This is a genomic window from Streptomyces durocortorensis, from assembly GCF_016901035.1.
Lineage (GTDB): Bacteria > Actinomycetota > Actinomycetes > Streptomycetales > Streptomycetaceae > Streptomyces > Streptomyces durocortorensis.
On sequence record NZ_JAFEUF010000007.1, the window covers coordinates 1 to 14,206 of the forward strand.

The window sequence follows — 14,206 nt, forward strand, 5'->3', positions numbered from 1 at the left end:
GGCGGGGGAGACGGGTGTGCCGGTGGGGTGTTCGGTGCGTTTGGGGATGACGGACGGGTGTGCGGGGCAGATCGCTACGGGGGCGGTCGAGCCGGGCCGGTTCGTGGGGGTTATCGGTACGACGTATGTCCTCAAGGGGGTGTCCGAGTGCTTGGTGCGTGATGAGGCCGGTGCGTTCTACAGCCACCGGCACCCCGAGGGGTGGTGGCTTCCCGGCGGGGCGTCGAACACCGGGGGGGAGTGTCTGGCCGGTGTCGCACCGGCCCGGCTTCCCGCGCTGGATGCTGCGGCGGGGGCCCAGGGTCCGGCGTCGTTCGTGCGTTATCCGCTGTGCCGTGAGGGTGAGCGGTTCCCGTTTGTTTCGGGTGTGGCGCGGGGTTTCGAGGTGGGCCGCCCCGGCGGTGAGGTGGATGCCCACCGTGCGGCGCTCGAGGGGGTCGCGTTCGTGGAACGGCTGGCCCTGGACCGGGTGGAGCGTCTGGGGGTGCGTGTGCTGGGCCCGCTCAACGCGGCCGGCGGGGGGAGCCGCAGTGCTGTGTGGACGGCGATCCGGGCCACGGTCCTGGACCGCCCGGTGAGGGTTGTCGAGCGTGCGGAGACGGCGTTCGGTGCCGCGCTCCTCGCCGCGACCGGCACGCTCCACGAGAATCTCGCGGCGAGTGCCGCGGCCATGGTCGGTGAAGGTGTCCTGGTCGAGCCGGTGCCGACGCAGCGCCCCGCGCTGGAGGACTCCTACGGCAGATTCGTCGGGGCGTTGCGTGACCGGGGCTGGCTCCCTGATGACTGACGTGCTTGAGGGGGGTTCGGTGGGTGATGTCCGGCGTGCTCTTTGGTGTGAGGGTGTCCGGTCCCGCTCGGAGTGAGGCGTATCGAAGTCCTGACCAGCGGTGCCTCAACTTGAGCGGGACGTTCCGAACGCGCTCGTCCCCCTCGATCCGAGGCGCACGGCGACGCGACCGCAGGCGCACAACCTGATGACCTGCGGCGTCTCACTCAATCTGAGGCAATCCGAGCAAACGCCTCAGGGCGGGCGGGATCACCTCATCTTCGGAGGGACCGCACAGTGGGTGCGATCTCTCGGTTTTGTGACAGTGGGGTGAGAGACAGCGTGGCTTGAGGGGATTGGTGCTGGTCGTGGGCTGTTGAAGGGCTGGGAGGTCACTGTTCTTGAGGTGAGAGATCTGCAGGGCATCGCTGTGGTGGAGCGTTGTCGCGGGAGGGGTGGTGCTGTCTCAGTTTCGTGAGTCCTGATCCGCTGGCTGGTGGGTGCTGGTGTGCTCAGGGGTTCCTGGCGGCGTTGCCCGGCTACGCTCGCCAGCCCCGCCCCGGCAAACGTCCCTCCCGGCCGAAGGACGAGGTGCTGCTCAGCTTCGAGGACTTCACCGCCCGGCTGCTGGCCTGGACACGGCGGTAGGACACTGGGCACTGCCCCGCACCGCTCCGGGGCAAGACACCGCTCCCAGCGTGGAGGGACGATTCCACTCCGCTGTGGGACGTGTCGGCCGTGGATCTGTGGACGTTCACCCTGGAAGACGCCGGCACCCGCACGCCGACCACTCGCGGCATCCGCTTCCGCAGACGCGGTTACGTGGGGCATGGATGACGGGGCAGGCCGGGATCCAGGTCCGGGTCCGCTTCATGCCCCACCACGATCACCGCATCGGGGTCTACCACGCGGCCACCGGCCGCTACCTCGGGCCCGCGGATCTAGGTGCCGGCTGTGTTCAGCCAGGTGCTGATCCTGACCAGAGCTCCGGGGCCGTAGTCGGAGGTGACGTCGGTGGCGAGGTCGGCGACGGTGATCGAGCGGAGGGTTTCCCGCCAGGCGGTCTCGGCCCGGGCCATGGCGCGGCTGATGGCGCAAGGTGCGGTGCAGGCTTCCGGGGGAGTGGCCATCGGGCCGCGTTGACGGATCTCGGTGCAGACGAACGCGGATCCCGGGCCGTCGACCGCCTCGACGACGTCGAGCACCGTGATGAGCGCGGGTGACCGGGTCAGGGCGTAGCCGCCCGCTTTGCCCTGGACCGACTGGACGAGGCCGGCCCGCGAGAGGGCCTGCAGCTGCTTGGCGAGATAGCTGGGCGAGACGTCGTGCAGCTCCGCCAGCCGAGCGGCCGACGCGGGCCCTTGCGCCGCGGTCAGTACGACGCAGCAGTGCAGTGCCCACTCGACGCCACCAGACATTTTCACTTCTTCACTCTAATCCACGGCCCCAGATACCCGGACACGCAATGTCCGAGTATTATCTCGGATAAATGATGTCCGTGTTTGCCGGGTGGGAGGCGCGACGCCCCCGGCCGGCCGGGCGGGACGCGTGATCGAGGAAGGGCAGGACCATGCACATTGCCGTCATCGGCGGAACCGGACTGATCGGATCCCAGGTGGTGCGGGATCTCGACGCGGCTGGACACCGCGCAGTACCCCACTCCCAGTCCACCGGGGTCGACGTGATCACCGGCCAAGGTCTGGACGCCGCCCTTACAGGCGCGGACGTGGTCGTCAACCTCACCAACTCACCGACGTTCGACGACGCCTCGCCCGGGTTCTTCCGGACCTCGATGGACAACCTCGTCACCGCTGCCCGGAAGGCGGATGTCGGGCACTTCGTCGTCCTGTCGATCGTCGGGGTCGACCAGGTGCCCGAACTGGACTACTACCGGGCCAAGACGCTCCAGGAGGACATTCTCAAGGCCGGCCCCGTGCCCTACTCCATCGTCCGCGCCACGCAGTTCATGGAGTTCATCCCCGCTGTTCTCTCCTGGACCGCCGACGACGACACGGTGCGCCTGCCTCGCACCCGGCTCCAGCCGGTCGCCGCCGCGGACGTCGCCGCCACCGTCGCCGAGGTAGCCGCCGGCACACCGCTCCGGGGCACTCTCGAACTCGCCGGGCCCGACGCCTATCCGCTGGACGAACTGGGCCTCATCACACTCCGCGCCGAGGGCGACAGCCGCTCGGTGACCACCGACGACACCGCTGGGATGTTCGCCGCGGTCAACGGGGACGTCCTCACCCCGAAGGGCGGCGCCCGAATCGCACCCACCCGCTATACCGACTGGCTGGCAAGGCACGCCTGACCCGCCCCACGGACGGCGGCCTGTAGGGGAGCCCGCCGCGGGACGGCGGTTTCGCGGCCGGGGTGTCAGTTGGGTGTGGTCAAGTCGACGCCGAGCGCCGCGCGCTGCTCGTGCCGGAGTAGTGGGCTTAGAGTTCTTCCCTTGAGAGAAAGGCCCAGGCATGACAACTGTTCCTGATCACGACTCCTACATCGCCGCTGCTCCGGAGGCGTTCCGCCCGGTTCTCGAACACCTTCGGGATCTGTTGCGCGAGGCTCTCCCGGATGCGGAGGAGATGGTGGCCTACAACATGCCGGGGTTCAGGATTCGGGGCAAGGTCGTCGCGAGCTATGCGGCGTTCAGCAAGAAGATCGGGGTGTATTTTCTCGCTCCCGCGATCTCAGAACATGCCGAGGCAATCGCAGAAGCGGGACTCGCAGCGAGCAAGACAGGCGTCACCTTCCTGCCGAACAAGCCGCTGCCGGATCACGTCGTGGCAAAGCTCGCAAGCGCATCAAGCAGGCATGTGGACGACTGAGTTCCGGATTCCCGCGTGGGAAATCAGGCCAAGGGCAGCTCCACGCGGGGAATGGTCAGCACCCACTCCCGCGTCCCCGGGCGGTGGGCTAGGGGGCGCGGGACGATGGGGCGCTCGTCGGGGTGTCAGCTGGTGGTGGCCCAGTCGATCGCCGGGACCTTCATCACCGTCCTCGTCGCCTGGGACCTGGTCGGCACGCTCCCGCTCCGGCTCGGCGTCGACCGCGGCGCGGCGGGAGGCGTACGCGAACGACCAGGGCTCGACGGTTTCTCCCGTCGCGGTGACGGCCCGCTCCAACCGGCAGAAGTCGGACCAGGATCCGGCGGACTGGATGCCGCCGTCGCCGGAGGCGCAGTGCCGGTACGTGGGGGAGTGGGTGGCCACGAAACTGCGCTGGGACCTCACCGCGGATGACCGCGAGCTGGAGGCGTTGAAGGTGTACGCCGAGGGACCGTGCGAGGACACCATCGTGCGTTGCACCTCGGCTGCCTGACGTCGAAGGGATCCCGGGCCTATGGGGTCTGCTGGGGCCCTTCACATGTCTGCACCCGGAGAGGGGCTTGGGCAGACCGTGCCCGGCGGCGCGGCGGGAGGCGACGCGAACGACCAGGACGCGACGCTGTTCCTGGTCGCAGCGGTCCGGGGCCCCGCCGGCTCTTGTTGTCCGTGCGGATCTACTGCTGTTCCGCGTCTCGGCTCGGCGGGGGCGGTCGATCTTGTGTGAGGCGTTGGCTCGGACCGCGAGGACGGCGACGGTGCTCGCGTAGATGACGATGAGCAGGATGCCGTCGGAGCCGATCTTGAGCCGGCCGCGCTTCTGGCGGACGAGTAGGCCGCCCAGCAGCACGGTGGTCATGACCAAGGCGCCGCTGGAGAGGAAGAGCTCGTCCCTTGTCGCGGCGTGGAAGAGCGAGCCTCCTTGCTAGGCGATATCGCCGACGACGAGGTTGGGCGCCGACAGGCAACGCCGTTCCGGTCCCCGGCCGCCGGTGTTCCTCATCTAAGGCCCAGCCAGCCCGCGCAGCGGGGGTGCTGGGCTCCGGCGGCCGGGTCGGGCCCCAACACCCCGCCGCCTTCGCATCCTCTTGCGGCGAAGCTACCCCGAGACGAGTGTGCTTCGACCCGGAAGGGCTCAGGATGCGTCAGATTTGAACGACGGCCTCCTCACGCATCCAGCCCCGGCCGTCGGCCGCCGCGTCGGTGGTGACCAGAACGTAGCCGTACTCGTTGTAACTGGCGCCCTCGCAGGTAGAGGCACCGACTATGTCACCAGCGTGCTTGGTCTTGACGACCGCGCTCGTCGGGTTCGGGTTCTCGTACACACCGGCGGTCGGCCACAGGACTTTGTACTGGCATCCGAACGGGGCGGAGGCGCCGGCCGCGGGGCCGACGGCGAGGACGCCGGCGCAGCCGAGCGCCGCGGCGAGGACGAGGGTGGTGAGTCGGTTCATGCGCATGAGCGATGGTGCCCTTCAGGAGCCGATGATCTGTCAGCGCACAGAATCGCAGGGCGGGCGAGGGGTTGTCCCGCGCCCGCACAAGCCTTCACCGGCTTCGCACCGGCTGCTGGGCAACTCAGTTCCGCTGGGCGCCGCCGGAGAACCCGGCCCGGCACCGCAGCCAAGGCCGAGCGGGGCCCTGCAGGGCCCCGCTCGCCCTCACCGTGGCCCTCTCACCATCCTCAGACCTGTGCCCAGTCCAGCCCCAACCTGGCCGACCGCTGAATGTCCAGGGGCGGTTCTTCTGATCAGTGGGTGGTGGGCTGGCCGGGGCTGATCAGTTCGGTGTGGGTGGCGATGGTGTTCCGGGTCGAGCTCTCACCGCTAGGGGGTGGGGGACCTGTTTTCAGTTCTCTGGGCTGAGCTGCTGTTTCATCGGATGGAGCGGGTGCTGGTCAGGTGTGGTCATGCTTCTCGCGCATCGGACAAGAGCTCCACTCCAACTACCGGCCCTCCAAACCGGACAGCCTCGGCTACACCGACGAGCAGCACCAGCAGGTCGCCGCCTACTGGAAACGGCTGCTGCAACTAAGCATCAAGGTGACCACCCACCGTTTCTGGCAGACGCTGGGTCCGGGGCTCGTCGTCGAGGGCCGGAGGCAACTGAAGCACGTGGACGACCAGCCCGAGACCACGGCAGGGGCCGCTGCGTAACGCGACGCCGGGCGCAGGCGTACGTGCCTGACAACACGGGCGAGGAGCCCGGGCCCGAACGCGTACGGCCATGGCCTGGCGGTCACGTCAGCCGGGGTCGTCGGGTGCGAGTTCGGGGCGTAGCCGGTGCCAGGAGGGGCGGCGCAGGCGTCCGGCGCCGGTGCGGGAGGTGTAGCGGACCTCGCCGACGAGGCGGGGAAGGACCCACCGGGCTCCAGTAAAGGCACCGCCGCGACGGAGACCCCCGCTGTGGGAACTCCCTGCCTAAGATCCCGCCACCCCGCAAGGGCCGCTGACTCGCATGATCTCGACGTGAGGGCGGCCGGGGCCCGGTCGATGGTGTGTTTGGGTGGGCTCATGCTGTGGAGGTCGGCGGCTTGAGTCCGCGTTCGTGAAGTGGCCGGTAGTACGGCAGAGCGCCAGTCACGGAGAACAGGAGCACGACGAGGCGGTGTAGCAGGGAGCTGGCCAGGACGAGTCGGCTGTCCGCGCGCGGTGGCGACTGCGTCCGAGGAGAAGGGAATCGAGGAACGAGCTGTCACCGAAGACCCGGACGGTCCCCCGGGTCCGACAGAGCTCTCGCAGCCCTGGCCCGCAGGCGTCCGTCCGGCCGGTCGGGGTAGACGGCTGATCGGCCCGCCCATCGGCGCGGCCAAAACTCAGGAGAGGACACGATCAGCGTGAGCGACGCCGAGCACCGGAAACAGACCCCCGACGGAGCGGCCGAACTCCTGGTTCGCTGCCTGGAGAACGAGGGCGTCGAGGTGGTGTTCGGCGTACCGGGCGAGGAGAACATCCGTTTCACCAACGCCCTCGCCCGCTCGGAGAAGATCCGCTACGTCCTCACCCGGCACGAGCAGGCCGCGTCTTTCATGGCGGAGATGCACGGCCGGCTCACCGGCTCGGCGGGTGTGATGTCCGCGACGCTCGGACCCGGCGCGATCAACCTGATGCTGGGCGTTGCCGACGCCATGACGAACAGCACGCCCGTTGTCGCGATCACCGCGCAGGTCGGCAAGGAGCGCAACTACAAGGAGTCCCACCAGTTCGTCGACCTGGTGAGCATGTTCGCCCCGGTCACGAAGTGGTCGGCGGAGGTCCCGGCTACCCGGGCCATCCCCGAGATGGTGCGGCGCGCGTTCAAGACCGCGGAGTCCGAGCGGCCCGGCGCCGTCTACCTCGCCGTGCCCGAGGACGTCGACGAGGCGACGGACGGCTCGGACCTGCGCCCGCTGCGCAGGAACGTCGTGCAGCCCGAGGCGCCGTCCCCGAAGCAGATCAAGCGGGCGGGGGAGCTCCTCCGGGAGGCCCGCCGACCGGTGATCCTTGCCGGACACGGCGCGGCGCGCGGCGGCGCCGAGGAGTCGCTGGCGGCGTTCGTCACCGCACTCGACGTGTCGACGGCGACCACCTTCCACGGCAAGGGCGTCCTGCCCGACGACCACCCGTGCGCGACAGGCACGTTCGGCTTCATGCGGCGCGACTACACCAACTTCGGGTTCGAGGAGGCCGACGTCGTCATCGCCGTCGGCTACGAGCTGCAGGAGTTCGACCCGTCCCGCATTAACCCGGACGGTGACAAGAAGATCATCCACATCCACCGCGTCCCGGCGGAGGTGGACGACAGCTACTCGGTCGATGTCGGCATCATCGGCGACATCTCCGCCTCCCTCGACGCCCTTGTCACCGAACTCGACGGCCTGCGCTGGACCATCGACGACGAGGACACCAAGGCCACCCGCGTGCTGCTGGCCAAGGAACTCGAGCAGGGCGCCGCGGACGAGCGCTACCCGCTCGCCCCGCAGCGCGTCATCGCCGACACCCGCGCCGCGCTCGGTCGCGACGACATCGTGCTGGTCGACACCGGTGCGCTGAAGATGTGGATGGCCCGGCTCTACCCGACGTACGCGCCGAACACCTGCCTCATCTCCAACGGCTTGTCCACCATGGGCTTCTCGCTGCCCGGCGCGCTCGCGGTCCAGCTCGCCAGGCCGCAGACGAAGGTGCTGGCGGCGGTCGGCGACGGCTCGTTCCTCATGCACTCCCAGGAGATCGAGACGGCTGTCCGCGAGAACATCCCGCTGACCGTACTGATCTGGGAGGACAACGGCTACGGGCTTATCAAGTGGAAGATGGACCTGGAGGTCGGGGAGAACTCCAACACCGACTTCGGTAACCCGGACATTGTTCAGTACGCCCGCAGCTTCGGCGCGAAGGGCTACCACATCGAGTCCGCCGGGGACCTGCTGCCGACGCTCCGTGAGGCACTGGCGGACCCGGGCGTGTCGATCATCAACTGCCCCGTGGACTACGCCGAGAACATGAACCTCATCGAGCACCTCGGGCACCTCGACTCGACGCTCTGACCCGCCCGCCGCGCGGCCCGACCCCCGTACGGGCCGCGCGGCGGCACTCCCGCGGGGGTGGTGCCCTCGGGTCTGCGGCGGTATCGCGTGGTATTTCCGCGGCGCGGGGTAGACGGCCACCGTGAGGTTCGGCCAGTCGAGGAGAGGAACGTTATTCATGCGCGCTCGGAGCATAGGTGCGGCAGCTGCTACAGGATTGGCGCTGGTGGCTGCCCGCGACCTCGTGCAGAAGAAGCACGCGCTGCTGAGGAACTTCCCCCTGGTGGGGCACGCCAGGTACGCGCTGGAGAAGATCGGCCCCGAGCTACGGCAGTACATCGTGACGTCCAACGACGAGGAGCGTCCCTTCAGCCGTGACCAGCGCAGCTGGATCTACGCGTCGGCGAAGGGGGAGAACAACTACTTCGGGTTCGGCACCGACAACGACATCGAGCACGTGCAGGGTTACGCATACGTGAAGCAGCGTACGTTCGCCGATGCGCTGCCCGTTCTGAGCGACCCGCAGGCGGCGTTGCCCTCGGCCAAGGTGCTCGGCGGACCGCGCGGTCGCGCGAAGGCGTTCCGCCCGGCGAGCGTCATCAACATCTCGGCGATGAGCTTCGGCTCGCTGTCCGCCGCGGCCGTCACGGCGCTCAACAAGGGCGCGGCGCTGGCCGGAACCTTGCAGAACACCGGCGAGGGCGGCCTGTCGCCCTACCACCTCAACGGCGGGGACCTCGTCCTTCAGATCGGTACGTCGTACTTCGGCTGCCGCAACGAGGATGGGACGTTCAACCTCGACAAGCTCAAGTCCATGATCGCGGACGCGCCCGTCAAGGCGATCGAGATCAAGCTCTCGCAGGGCGCGAAGCCGGGGCTCGGCGGCATGCTGCCGGGCGCGAAGGTGAGCGACGAAATTGCCAGGATCCGCGACATTCCCGCAGGCGAGGACTGCGCCTCGCCGTCGCGGCACACCGCGTTCCACGACGTGGACTCGATGCTCGACTTCGTGGAACTCCTCGCCACGGAGACCGGGTTGCCGGTCGGGATCAAGAGCGCCATCGGGGAGATGGACTTCTGGGAGGAACTCGCCACCCTGATGGAGCGGGGCGGTCGCGGGGTCGACTTCGTGACCGTCGACGGTGGCGAGGGCGGCACCGGGGCGGCTCCCCTGATCTTCTCCGACTCGGTGTCCCTGCCGTTCCGCATGGGCTTCACCCGCGTCTACGGCGTGTTCGCCGAGCGAGGCCTGACCGACGACATCACCTTCATCGGCTCCGGCAAGCTCGGCCTGCCCGAGAAAGCCGTCGTCGCCTTCGCCCTCGGCGTCGACATGATCAACGTGGGCCGTGAGGCGATGCTGTCCATCGGCTGCATCCAGGCCCAGAAGTGCCACACCGACAAGTGCCCCACCGGCATCGCCACCCAGAATCCGTGGCTGGCGCGCGGCATCGACGCATCCTCGAAGGGCGAGCGGGCCGCGATGTACCTGCGCACCCTGCGCAAGGATCTGCTGAAGGTCTCGGGCGCCGTAGGTGTCCCCCACCCGTCGCTCATCACCCCCACCGACATAGACATCCTGAACGGCGACTACGACGCCCGCAGCCTGGGGAGTGTGTACGGCTACAAGGATGGCTGGGGCTCGCTCGGCCCGGAGCTCGCCCATGAGATCGCCGAACTGCTCACCACCTGAGCCAGCTACTCGGCCACCTGCCTTCAGCCGTCATCCCTGTGGTGCCTCTGGAGATGACGCCCGGGCCCGCGGCGCCCGGTGACGGAGATAGTCGGCGTCGACCAGGTGCTCATCGACTGGTCCTCCACCCGCCGCCAGCGGATCGAGGACGTCCTGGAGGGCCTCACCTACACGTACGCCCAGTATCAGGGTGGCTGCCCGGGGAGAAGGCCCGTCATGGCATGGGCTGGCAGGCGGCTTAGGACACCCGCCCTGTGAAGAAGACCCGCGCCCGCTGGAGCAGCTGCTCGCCCGGTGGCGGTCCTCCGCGATCGTAAACATCGCCGCTGTGGTGCGCGGCGGGGCGGCGGGGGCGGGCCGAGCAGCTCGCCGCGCAGGCCGCGCGGTCACCACGGCCTGGACCAACCCGCCGCAGAGCAGGCGGACCGCGACCGTGCACATCACCGAGCCCGGCGGCCAGCGCTACACCCTCACCGCCCGCCGCCACCGCGGCCAGCTCATCGCGTCCTCAACTCGCGTCCATGATCGTTGGATTTCCAATAGAACACGAAGTCATCAAGTTGCTGCTTAGAGGTTGTCTCAGGTGGTGAGTTTCGCGAGCTTCTTGTAGCAGGTGAGAGCTGCGGCGAGGCCCAGGAAGGCAAGGAAGTGGCTGCCCTTGAGTTCATAGCGGACGGCAAGGCGGCGGTAGCCGAACAGCCAGGCGATCGACCTCTCGATCTTCCAGCGGTGTCGGCCGAGCCGCTCGCCGGACTCGATCCCCGGGCGCGCGATGCGCGGGATGAGCCGTCGTGAGCGGAGCCAGGCGAGGTGTTCGGTGGAGAAGTATGCCTTGTCGGCGCGGACCTTGACCGGTCGCCGTCGTCGTGGCCCGCGCCGGGACCGTACGGCGGGGAGGCCCAGGAGTAGCGGCTTGAACGCTTGGCTGTCGTGCATGTTCGCACCGGAGACTGCGACGGCCAGCGGGATGCCTTGGGCTTCGGACAGCACATGTAGCTTGCTGCCCTTCTTGCCGCGATCGACCGGGTTCGGTCCGGTCAGCGAGCCCCCCTTTTCGCGCGGACGGATGCGGCGTCGATGATCGCTGAGGTCCAGTCCAGCTCGCCCCTGGCACCGAGCTCGTCCAGCACCGCCCGATGCAGCCGCCGCCATAGACCGGCCTTGGTCCACGTCGTGAAACGGCGATGCGCAGTGGACGGCGAGGTGCCGAACGTCGGCGGCAGGTAGCGCCAGGCACAACCGCTGGTCAGCACGTAGACCACCGCCGTGAACACCCCTTCCGGTCCACCACCGGCGCTGTTCCACCGCCCTGTCTTCTGGGCCGGAACGGCGGTATCAGCGGCGCGGCTATCTTCCACAGCCCATCGGGGACCAGTTCCCGCGCAAGATCTACAGCCATGACGGACGATCATGCCCCAACCAGTACCCGCGGTCCGCTGCCGGGGCAGGGCGGCTATATCAGCCGGTCATCGAGCCCCACGACTTCTAACCTGCTCAAATGACCGAAGACGGGCCCGCGGTACGTGTGGGAGAGCCCGGACCGAGACCGGTCCACCTGCTCTTCTCCGAGCCGACAAGACCCTACGGGGAAGACCCCACACTCGACTTCCTCGTGAAAGCTCGCGGGCAGTGGGTGAGCATCGAGACCCTGGTGCGCACGTGGGACGGCGACGGCCTCGATACCTTCCTTTCCTCACTGGCCGAGGACTTCCGCGGCTGGGAAGGAGCGCGTAGCTGGCGCTCCCTGGAACGCGACCTGACGATCGCGGCGGAACACCGCCCGGGCGGCTATGTCCACCTGACGTGGGGCATCCACTACCGGCCTCCGTCCGAGGAGTGGCACTTCGAGACCACCACCGTGCATGCGGCCGGCGAGGAGATGCGAAACCTCGCTGCAGAGTTCCAGATGTTTCTCACGAGCACGGTTTGATAGCTGAGCCACCACGTGAGACAACCTCTTAGCCAGATCGCGACACAAATCAGTACGGCAAGAGGACCTTCAAGTTGAACGAGCTTCATCCACGCGAGGGTCCTGCACCACCCCGTCCAGGCCACGGGGCACGCGCTACGGGCGGCGGGCCAGCAAGTGGGTGTCGAGGAACCCCCGCTCGGACGCTGGGTCGTGGAGCAACCGAGCAACTGTGACGAGTCCGGCCCCGGACAGCATCGCGGCAAACTGCTCCGCCGGCCAGCTATAGGCGGGCGCCACCTTGTGGTCAAAGCGGACCGGCTCCGGTTCCTCGGTCCCGAAGAAGGACACCAGGAGCAGGCCCCCTGGTGCCAGGACGCGCACCTGCTCGGCGAGCAGCGCGGGCAATTCCCCAGGTGGGGTATGGATCATCGAGTAGTGAGCCAGCACTCCACCGAGCGCGTCGTCCTCGACCGGCAGGGCCTCCATTCGCGCTTCGTCGAACCGCAGCGCCGGATGGGCCCGCCGAGCGTGGCTGACCATGGCCGGGGAGAGGTCGAGCCCGAAGGCGTTCAGGCCCAAGTCGTGCAGCATGGACGTCAGATGACCGGGCCCGCACCCGACGTCGGCTACCCGCAGGTTTCCCGTGGCACGCACGAGCTCGGCGAAGGTGCCGATCATGTTCCGCGCGAACGGCTGCGTCTCCAGGCGATTAGCGAACATCGACGCGTACAGGTCGACGACCCCGTCATAGGCCGCCCTGGTCTCGTCTTGGTGTCTCAGCACGGTAGGAAACTAACACCTTGGCAGTTCGCAGCCGCTCTCAGATTCTTCATCTCAGGACTGATCGTCCCCTCAGTAGCTGTTGTCGTTCCGATCGTGAGGGGTGGGCGTCGAACGGGAGTCTCGTTCGGGTGACCGTGGCTGGCTGCGGGCATGAAGGCAGGGCCTCTTGGTAGCTCGGGGTTGCGAAGCCGACCGAGATCCAGGAGACCCTGTTGCCGCAGTTGTACGTGCTCGCGCCGGTGGAGTTCAACTCGGCTGCTCTGTCGTGTGATTGCGTCGCTCACCGGTTCGGGAATGCGGCCGATCATCCGGAGCGTGTTCGGCGGTATCCCTCGGACATGACGGACGCGGAGTGGGTCGTGGTCCGGCCGCTGCTGCCGGTGCCGGGCTGGATGCGGGGCCGGGGCGGGCAGCCGGAGGTGTACTGCCAGCGGGCGATACTGGACGCGGTCCGCTATCTGGTGGACAACGGGATCAAGTGGCGGGCGATGCTGGCTGACTTCCCGCCGTGGGACCGGGTCTATGCGTTCTTCCGCCGTTGGCGCGACCACGTGCTGGTCAGGGAGTTCCACGACCGGCTGCGCGGCCGGGTCCGTCAGGAGTCGGGGCGGGATGCGGAACCGACGGCCGGCGTGATCGACTCGCAGTCCGTCAAGGCGGACGCCGTCGTCGGCGCTGACAGCCGCGGGTTCGACGGCGGGAAGCTGATCAACGGCCGCAAACGGCACGTGGTGGTCGACACCCTCGGCCTGCTGCTGGGCGTGATGGTCACCGCGGCGGACATCGGCGACCGCGCTGCTGCGAAGGTGCTGTTTGAGCGGGTGACCGACGCTCACCACCGGCTGGAACTCGTCTGGGCCGACGGCGGCTACACCGGCAGCCTCGTCGAGCACTGCCTGGCCGCGCTCGCGTTGGTCCTGGCCATCGTCAAGCGGAGCGACGACATGCGCGGCTTCGTGGTGCTGCCCAAGCGGTGGATCGTCGAGAGTCTCTTCGCCCACCTGATGCGAAGCCGCCGCCTGGTCCGTGACTTCGAACGATCCACCAGCAGCGCCGAGGCGATGATCTACTGGTCGATGACCATGATCATGACCCGCCGCCTGGCACGCTCACGCTCCGCGCGAGCGTGAACCGGCCCGGGGCCGGCTCGGCCAGCCAGCCCCGTGAGACCAGGCGTTTCGCCTTCGACCGCAGCCCCTCCACCTTGGCCGGCACCACATCCAGGCCGAACACGGCGGCCATCTCCTGACAGGTCAGCGGCCCTCGACCGAGACGGATCCGATCCTCGATCGAGGCCAGGATGCGCTGGTAGTCCACCGACAGTGCCGTCCCGGTCAGCCCCTCGCGCCACATCGGAACCTGTGACCTCGCCGTCACCACCAGAGGCGGTGACGCCTGCACCTCGGCTCCCGTCACAACACCCTCCGGCACGTCGGTGGCGACGCCGGCTGAGTCACTGTCCGGCGCGGACAGCACCGCACCGACACGTTCACGGGCGATCGTCCACTCCGACCACTCCCGCTCGGCCATCGCGAGATCGGCCTGGATGCGGTCCGCTTCCTCACGCAGCCCGTCCACACGACGACGAGCGGCAAGCTCGTGCTGTTCCAGCAGTCCGACAACCGACGGCATCCACGACCTCCACGAGAGCGACGAAACGACACCCCATCACTCCCACACCGACGCCGCCCCTACCCCTGACCAGCGAAAACACAGTCGTCAGACT

Annotated in this window: 13 protein-coding genes and 4 pseudogenes; 10 read left to right on the forward strand and 7 right to left on the reverse strand. The window is 68.4% G+C overall.

Features of this window, described 5'->3' with window-relative positions:
- The coding region (locus tag JS521_RS02710) for an FGGY-family carbohydrate kinase (protein WP_275564164.1) at positions 1-787 on the forward strand (787 nt) is incomplete at its 5' end.
- Positions 788-1,707: 920 nt separating this feature from the next.
- Here JS521_RS02710 and JS521_RS02720 read toward each other — a convergent pair.
- Entirely contained in the window at positions 1,708-2,184 is a 477-nt protein-coding gene (locus JS521_RS02720) for an RrF2 family transcriptional regulator (protein ID WP_205081094.1), read from the reverse strand.
- A 152-nt stretch (positions 2,185-2,336) separates the two neighbouring features.
- Here JS521_RS02720 and JS521_RS02725 point away from each other — a divergent pair, with 152 nt between their 5' ends.
- The 3 genes and pseudogenes from JS521_RS02725 to JS521_RS02735 form a co-directional block, all read left to right on the forward strand.
- Positions 2,337-3,077, forward strand: coding sequence for an SDR family oxidoreductase (locus JS521_RS02725; RefSeq protein WP_205081095.1), 741 nt, complete (start codon positions 2,337-2,339; stop codon positions 3,075-3,077).
- A gap of 160 nt (positions 3,078-3,237) precedes the next feature.
- The gene (locus JS521_RS02730; RefSeq protein WP_205081096.1) at positions 3,238-3,594 is read left to right on the forward strand and encodes an iron chaperone; all 357 of its coding nucleotides are present in this window, start codon (positions 3,238-3,240) and stop codon (positions 3,592-3,594) included.
- Positions 3,595-3,805: 211 nt separating this feature from the next.
- Positions 3,806-4,087: pseudogene (locus tag JS521_RS02735) on the forward strand (HNH endonuclease); the annotation flags it as partial.
- A gap of 246 nt (positions 4,088-4,333) precedes the next feature.
- Here the strand turns inward: JS521_RS02735 and JS521_RS36375 are convergent.
- Positions 4,334-4,558, reverse strand: a pseudogene (locus JS521_RS36375) (cation transporter); the annotation flags it as partial.
- A 178-nt stretch (positions 4,559-4,736) separates the two neighbouring features.
- Entirely contained in the window at positions 4,737-5,045 is a 309-nt protein-coding gene (locus tag JS521_RS02740) for a glycosyltransferase (protein ID WP_239486710.1), read from the reverse strand.
- A gap of 447 nt (positions 5,046-5,492) precedes the next feature.
- On the opposite strand from JS521_RS02740, the gene JS521_RS02745 reads away from it, so the two are divergent.
- Positions 5,493-5,747, forward strand: coding sequence for a DUF8825 domain-containing protein (locus JS521_RS02745; RefSeq protein ID WP_205081098.1), 255 nt, complete (start codon positions 5,493-5,495; stop codon positions 5,745-5,747).
- 87 nt (positions 5,748-5,834) lie between these two features.
- On the opposite strand, the pseudogene JS521_RS02750 reads toward JS521_RS02745, so the two are convergent.
- A pseudogene (locus JS521_RS02750) lies at positions 5,835-5,963 on the reverse strand (ATP dependent DNA ligase); the annotation flags it as partial.
- Between the two features lie 464 nt (positions 5,964-6,427).
- On the opposite strand from JS521_RS02750, the gene JS521_RS02755 reads away from it, so the two are divergent.
- The 3 genes from JS521_RS02755 (at position 6,428) to JS521_RS02765 (ending at position 10,043) form a co-directional block, all read left to right on the forward strand.
- The gene (locus JS521_RS02755; RefSeq protein WP_205081099.1) at positions 6,428-8,113 is read left to right on the forward strand and encodes an acetolactate synthase large subunit; all 1,686 of its coding nucleotides are present in this window, start codon (positions 6,428-6,430) and stop codon (positions 8,111-8,113) included.
- A 157-nt stretch (positions 8,114-8,270) separates the two neighbouring features.
- The gene (locus tag JS521_RS02760; protein ID WP_205081100.1) at positions 8,271-9,785 is read left to right on the forward strand and encodes an FMN-binding glutamate synthase family protein; all 1,515 of its coding nucleotides are present in this window, start codon (positions 8,271-8,273) and stop codon (positions 9,783-9,785) included.
- A gap of 78 nt (positions 9,786-9,863) precedes the next feature.
- Positions 9,864-10,043, forward strand: coding sequence for a hypothetical protein (locus JS521_RS02765; protein ID WP_205081101.1), 180 nt, complete (start codon positions 9,864-9,866; stop codon positions 10,041-10,043).
- Between the two features lie 321 nt (positions 10,044-10,364).
- Here JS521_RS02765 and JS521_RS02770 read toward each other — a convergent pair.
- Positions 10,365-11,184, reverse strand: a pseudogene (locus tag JS521_RS02770) (IS5 family transposase).
- A 99-nt stretch (positions 11,185-11,283) separates the two neighbouring features.
- Between JS521_RS02770 and JS521_RS02775 the strand changes: the two are divergent.
- Positions 11,284-11,715, forward strand: a complete 432-nt coding sequence (locus JS521_RS02775) for a DUF6228 family protein (protein ID WP_205081102.1) — start codon at positions 11,284-11,286, stop codon at positions 11,713-11,715.
- 135 nt (positions 11,716-11,850) lie between these two features.
- On the opposite strand, the gene JS521_RS02780 is transcribed toward JS521_RS02775, so the two are convergent.
- On the reverse strand, positions 11,851-12,480 hold the full coding sequence (locus JS521_RS02780; protein WP_205081103.1) for a class I SAM-dependent methyltransferase: 630 nt from the start codon (positions 12,478-12,480) through the stop codon (positions 11,851-11,853).
- A gap of 338 nt (positions 12,481-12,818) precedes the next feature.
- Between JS521_RS02780 and JS521_RS02785 the strand changes: the two genes are divergently transcribed.
- Positions 12,819-13,610 (forward strand): IS5 family transposase, encoded by a 792-nt coding sequence (locus JS521_RS02785; protein ID WP_205081104.1) that lies wholly within the window; start codon positions 12,819-12,821, stop codon positions 13,608-13,610.
- Here the strand turns inward: JS521_RS02785 and JS521_RS02790 are convergent.
- Complete coding sequence (locus JS521_RS02790; protein ID WP_205081105.1) at positions 13,567-14,112, reverse strand: hypothetical protein; 546 nt, start codon at positions 14,110-14,112, stop codon at positions 13,567-13,569. The two genes, JS521_RS02785 and JS521_RS02790, sit on opposite strands and share 44 nt — an antisense overlap.
- Between the last annotated feature and the right edge of the window lie 94 nt (positions 14,113-14,206).